The sequence below is a fragment of the Sulfitobacter sp. 1A12157 genome (assembly GCF_043557345.1).
GTDB lineage: Bacteria > Pseudomonadota > Alphaproteobacteria > Rhodobacterales > Rhodobacteraceae > Sulfitobacter.
The window spans coordinates 245,016-251,085 of the sequence record NZ_JBIFFV010000005.1; the positions used below are offsets into that span (position 1 = coordinate 245,016).

General features: G+C 62.4%; 4 protein-coding genes and 4 tRNA genes. All 8 read left to right on the forward strand.

The window, feature by feature from the left end; all coding sequences use genetic code 11:
* Positions 1-9: 9 nt before the first annotated feature.
* Complete coding sequence (locus ACGYLC_RS11310) at positions 10-1,104, forward strand: alkene reductase (protein ID WP_394423020.1); 1,095 nt, start codon at positions 10-12, stop codon at positions 1,102-1,104.
* 232 nt (positions 1,105-1,336) lie between these two features.
* The gene (lon, locus tag ACGYLC_RS11315) at positions 1,337-3,748 is read left to right on the forward strand and encodes an endopeptidase La (protein ID WP_394423021.1); all 2,412 of its coding nucleotides are present in this window, start codon (positions 1,337-1,339) and stop codon (positions 3,746-3,748) included.
* A gap of 152 nt (positions 3,749-3,900) precedes the next feature.
* Positions 3,901-3,975: transfer RNA gene (locus ACGYLC_RS11320), tRNA-Val, on the forward strand.
* Between the two features lie 133 nt (positions 3,976-4,108).
* Complete coding sequence (locus tag ACGYLC_RS11325; RefSeq protein WP_394423022.1) at positions 4,109-4,690, forward strand: histidine phosphatase family protein; 582 nt, start codon at positions 4,109-4,111, stop codon at positions 4,688-4,690.
* Positions 4,687-5,256, forward strand: a complete 570-nt coding sequence (locus tag ACGYLC_RS11330) for a histidine phosphatase family protein (RefSeq protein WP_394423023.1) — start codon at positions 4,687-4,689, stop codon at positions 5,254-5,256. The genes ACGYLC_RS11325 and ACGYLC_RS11330 overlap by 4 nt, the downstream gene beginning before the upstream one ends.
* A gap of 41 nt (positions 5,257-5,297) precedes the next feature.
* Positions 5,298-5,373: transfer RNA gene (locus ACGYLC_RS11335), tRNA-Val, on the forward strand.
* Positions 5,374-5,765: 392 nt separating this feature from the next.
* Positions 5,766-5,842 (forward strand) — tRNA-Asp (locus ACGYLC_RS11340).
* Between the two features lie 151 nt (positions 5,843-5,993).
* A tRNA-Asp gene (locus ACGYLC_RS11345) sits at positions 5,994-6,070 on the forward strand.

The window sequence follows — 6,070 nt, forward strand, 5'->3', positions numbered from 1 at the left end:
GGCCCGAATATGACCGAGAAGCTCTTTACCCCTTTCACCGCCGGTGAGATCGCGGCCGAGAACCGTTTGGTGATGGCCCCGCTGACGCGCAACCGTGCGGACAATGAGACTGGCGAAGTCTCGGACATGCATGTCGACTATTACCGCCAGCGGGCCGGTGCAGGCATCATCATCACCGAAGCCACCCAGATCAGCCCCGAGGGCAAAGGGTACTTCCAGACCCCCGGCATTCATAGCGAGGGCCAAGTCGCCGCATGGCGCAAGGTGACCGACGCGGTGCATGCGGAAGGCGGGCGGATCGTCATCCAGCTGTGGCATGTGGGGCGGATCAGCCACACGTCGCTACAGCCCGATGGCGGCAAGCCCGTCGCGCCTTCTGCGATTGCCGCTGGCGTGAAGACCTTCACCGCCAACGGGTTCGAGGATACCTCCGAGCCGCGCGCGCTTGAATTGGATGAGATGCCGCGTCTGGTCGCCGACTATGCTCATGCCGCCGAGATGGCCAAGAAAGCAGGCTTTGACGGGGTCGAGGTTCACGGGGCCAATGGCTATCTGCTGGATCAATTCCTCAAAACCGGCAGCAACAAACGCGACGATGCCTATGGCGGCAGCGTGGCAAACCGCGCGCGGCTGCTGTTCGAGGTGTTGGATGCAGTGACGAAAGTCTGGGGCGGCGAACGTGTGGGGCTGCGCCTGTCGCCCTTCTCGCCCGCCAATGGGATCGAAGACGCCAATCCGCAAGAGACCTTTGAATATGTCGTCAAGGGGCTGAACCGCTACAACCTGTCCTATCTGCACCTTGTCGAAGGGGCCACGGGCGGGCCGCGCGAGTTGGACGAGGGCGAAAGCATCGCCGCGCTGCGGGCGCTCTTTGACGGGCCTTACATGGCCAACAACGGCTATGACCGCGAGATGGCGATCGAGGCCGTGGCCAATGACAAGGCCGATCTGATCGCCGTGGGCCGCCCCTTCATCGCCAACCCCGATCTGCCGCGCCGATGGCTGATGAATGGCCCGCTGAACGAGGGCGATACCGATACCTACTACGGCGGTGGGCGCAAAGGATTCACTGATTACCCGACGCTGGAACAGGCCGAAGCCTGACCGATCAGGGGCGCCCGCGCGGCGCCCCTGTCCTACGCCGCGCGCTATTGGGGCGAAATCACCCCAACACGCGCTTGCCTCCATCCCGCCGAAGCGCGATGATGGCGGCCGAACAGCCCGCAAGGGATTGAAACAGGCGGATGGGATGCACACATGTCCTGTCCAGAAGAGGGGATGTCAGAGGCCGCCTATGACAGGGGCCCGGATGTCTTGCTAAGATAAGGAATTGAGCATGTTAGAGCCACTGAACGCATCCTACCCGGTGCTTCCGCTGCGCGACATCGTCGTGTTTCCCCACATGATCGTGCCGCTTTTCGTTGGCCGCGAGAAATCCGTCCGCGCTCTTGAAGAGGTGATGGCGGACGATAAACAAATTCTGCTGTCGAGCCAGATCGACCCCGCCGAGGATGATCCCGACACCTCCGGCATCTACAAGGCCGGTGTGCTGGCCAATGTGCTGCAACTGCTGAAACTGCCCGATGGCACCGTGAAAGTGCTGGTCGAAGGCCAAGCACGGGTGCGCATCACCGAATATCTTGAGAATGACAATTTCTTCGAGGCCCGCGCCGAGTATCTGACCGAGATGCCGGGCGACGCGGCCACCACGCAGGCGCTGCTGCGCACCGTGGCCGATGAGTTCGAGCGCTATGCCAAGGTCAAGAAGAACGTCCCCGAGGAAGCGCTCGCCGCCGTTGGCGAAAGCGCCGAGCCTGCGCGTCTGGCCGATCTCGTGGCCGGTCACCTCGGCATTGAGGTCGAGCAGAAGCAGGATCTCTTGGAGACGCTGAGCATCTCCGAGCGGCTTGAGAAGGTCTATGGCCTGATGCAGGGCGAAATGTCCGTGCTGCAGGTTGAGAAGAAGATCAAGACGCGCGTGAAGTCCCAGATGGAGCGGACGCAGCGCGAATACTATCTGAACGAACAGATGAAGGCGATCCAGCAGGAGTTGGGCGACGGCGAGGACGGCAAGAACGAGGTTGCCGAGCTTGAAGCCAAGATCGCCGAGACCAAGCTGAGCAAGGAAGCCCGCGAAAAGGCCGAGGCCGAGCTGAAGAAGCTCAAGAACATGTCGCCCATGTCGGCCGAGGCGACCGTGGTGCGCAACTACCTCGACTGGATGCTGTCGATCCCGTGGGGCGTGAAGTCCCGCGTGAAGAAGGACTTGGGCCGCGCGCAAAAGGTGCTGGATGACGATCACTACGGTCTTGAGAAGGTCAAGGAGCGCATCGTCGAGTATCTGGCGGTGCAGCAGCGCTCGACCAAGATGAAAGGCCCGATCATGTGCCTCGTCGGCCCTCCGGGCGTCGGCAAGACATCTTTGGGCAAATCGGTCGCCAAGGCCACGGGGCGCGAGTTCATTCGCATCTCGCTTGGCGGCGTGCGTGACGAGTCTGAGATCCGCGGTCACCGTCGGACCTACATCGGCTCCATGCCCGGCAAGATCATTCAGGCGCTGAAAAAGGCCAAGACCACGAACCCGTTGATCCTGCTCGACGAGATCGACAAAATGGGTCAGGACTTCCGGGGCGACCCGGCCTCGGCCATGCTCGAAGTGCTCGACCCGGAGCAGAACGGCACCTTTGTGGACCACTATCTTGAGGTGGAATACGACCTGTCGAACGTCATGTTCCTGACCACCTCGAACAGCTACAACATGCCTGGGCCGCTGCTGGACCGGATGGAGATCATCCCGCTGTCGGGCTATACCGAGGACGAGAAGCGAGAGATCGCCAAGCAGCATTTGGTGCAGAAGCAGATCAAGAACCACGGTCTGAAGAAGAAGGAGTTCGAGATCGAGGACTCCGCCCTCACCGGCATGATCCGCTACTACACCCGCGAGGCCGGCGTGCGGAACCTCGAGCGCGAGATCGCCAAGGTGGCGCGCAAGTCGCTGACCAAGATCGTGAAGAAGGAGGCCGAGAGCGTCACCGTGACCGGCGACAACCTCGAGGAGTTCCTCGGGGTGCGCAAGCATCGCTTCGGTCTGGCCGAGGAGAAGGACCAGATCGGCGTCGTGACCGGGCTGGCCTATACTTCCGTGGGCGGTGAGCTTCTGTCCATCGAGGCGCTGCGCCTGCCGGGCAAGGGTCGGATGAAGACCACCGGCAAGCTCGGCGACGTGATGAAGGAAAGTATCGACGCGGCCAGTTCCTATGTCCGGTCGATCTCCCCGCAGATCGGGATCAAGCCGCCGAAGTTCGACACGTTGGACATCCACGTGCACGTGCCCGACGGCGCTACGCCGAAAGACGGCCCCTCGGCCGGTCTGGCGATGGTGACCTCGATCGTATCGGTGCTGACCCAGATCCCGGTGCGGCGCGACATCGCCATGACGGGGGAGGTTTCCTTGCGCGGTAACGCCATGCCGATCGGTGGTCTGAAAGAGAAACTTCTGGCGGCCCTGCGCGGCGGCATCACCACGGTGCTGATCCCCAAGGAGAACGAGAAAGACCTGCCGGATATCCCCGACAACGTCAAAGAGGGGCTGACCATCATCCCGGTTGGCCATGTCTCGGAGGTTCTGGAGCATGCGCTGGTGAGCAAGCCGAAAGCGATTGATTGGGATGAAGCCGCCCAAGAGGCCGCCGAAGCCGCCGCGATGAAGGCCCGCGCCGCAGGCGTGGACGCCACGACCACGCATTAAGGCGAACGGCCCGTCAGAATGTCATCAACGCGCGCCTTCCGGGGCGCGCGTTTTTCGTATCCACCGTGGCGCAAGCCGCGTCGCACCCCGCGACAGTTTTTGCGCCGAACCCTCTTGCAAGCCGCGCCGCAATTGGCTACTTCGCCCCGCAAGGGTGATTAGCTCAGTGGTAGAGCGCTTCGTTCACATCGAAGATGTCAGGAGTTCAAATCTCTTATCACCCACCATTTTCCCCGTCCTTCGCGTTAGAATAGCTTGCTGCGCTAAGCCTGCGCCCATGTCCCATGGCTTGCCTTCTCCGCGTCGGAATGATCCTTATCCCCATCGGCCCATACCACGGGCACCACGGGCGGAGAGAGCATGTCGGCACATCCCAAAATCTGGTTCCTGCGCCACGGGCAGACCGAGTGGAATCGCGCGTTTCGCCTCCAAGGGCATCTCGATTCACCGCTGACCGATCAGGGCATTGCTGAGGCCGAGCGGCAGGCACAGATCATGCCAGCGATCCTTGCGCAAAAGCCGCATATCCTCGTCTCTCCGCTTGGCCGCGCGCAGCAGACGGCGCGGATTGCGTTGAATGGGGCCGATTTTCAAACGGATGCGCGATTGAAGGAGATACATGCGGGCGATTGGCAGGGGGCAACCCGGGATGAGATATTCGCGGCGCACCCCGACCTTGCGGGCCGCGACCCGGCTCCGTTGGACATCTACGCCGCCGCGCCTGGCGGGGAGGGGGTAGAGGCCTTTCGGGCGCGGATCCGGGCGGTGCTCGACAGTTTGACCGCGCCCACGGTGCTGGTGGCCCACGGGCTCTGGGGGCAGGTGCTTCGGGCAGAGGTCTGCGGCGTCGCTCCGGGAGAGGCCGGTCGGCTCAGCAATAGGCAGGGCTGCGTCTATCTGCTGGAAAACGGGCGCGAGCGTATCTTGGAAGCCCCCGCATGAGCCGTTACCCAACGCTCTATATCCTGCGCCATGGGGAGACGGAGTGGAACCTTGCCAATCGGCTGCAGGGGCATTTCGATTCCCCGCTGACCGAGCGGGGGCGTGAACAGGCCGCGGCGCAGAATGCGATTCTAAAGCGTTGCGATCTGGCGGGGTTCGCGGCGCTCAGCAGCCCGCAGGGGCGGGCGGTGGTCACAGCCGAAATCGCGCTGGCGGGGACGGGGCTGGAGGCTGCGCCCGATCCTCGTTTGGGGGAGATTGGCATCGGCGCATGGGCCGGAAAGTCACGTGAGGCGTTGCTGCGCCAAACCCCCGCCGCGCGTGATTCCTATGATCTTTACCAACACGCCCCCGAGGGGGAGGGATTCGCGGCGCTGCACGCGCGCTGCGCGCGTTTTCTGGACAGTCTGACCGGCCCCCATGTGCTGGTCACCCATGGCATCACATCACGCATGTTGCGCCTTATTTTATTGGGCCGCACCCCCGCCGCGCTGCGCGACATGCAGGGCGGGCAGGGGGTGGTTTTCCGTCTTGAGAACGGCCAGCAAGAAAGGCTGACATTATAGGCTTGAAGCCCGCCCCCACCTTGGGCTATCAGGTCCAAGTCGGGTCGTTAGCTCAGTTGGTAGAGCGCTTCGTTTACACCGAAGATGTCGGGAGTTCGAGCCTCTCACGACCCACCACCTTCTCCAACCTATTTATTTGGATCAACCGGTTGCCCCAGTGGTGAGCCCGACCAACGCCCGCCCGCTGCGCGGTCAGTCTGGGTCGGGAGTTCGAGCCTCTGACGACGTAACATTCTTCTCTCGTTTAGCGATTGGTATGTGGCCCGCAGCTCAAGGTGTAGCGGTGTTCCAAGCCATAGCGTTCGTCAGTCGCGGCCATAAGGACAGCATGTGAGAGTGCTCCAATCCCTCCTTAAAATCACCCGGTTTTCCGCCTCAAACCCAGCCCAACAAGTACCCCGAAAACAACTCACGAAAATTTCACATTTTCGCGCAAACCGCGCTTGACGGCGGCGCGGCCTCACCATAGAACACCCAAACGCTCCGGGGCGACCTGGAGAGTGCAGCGGGCGGTTGTAGCTCAGTTGGTTAGAGTACCGGCCTGTCACGCCGGGGGTCGCGGGTTCGAGCCCCGTCAACCGCGCCACCGCTGCCTGAAAAGGGGACCTCTCTGAGGTCCCTTTTTTCATTTCCAATCCCCTTAAAATGCCGCGCAAAAACTTCTTTCGAGAAAGCGCATTTTCTCGCGCGAATGCGCTTGACGCCCCGCGCCCCGTGGCCTATTCCGCCCCCATCGCGCGGTTGTAGCTCAGTTGGTTAGAGTACCGGCCTGTCACGCCGGGGGTCGCGGGTTCGAGCCCCGTCAACCGCGCCA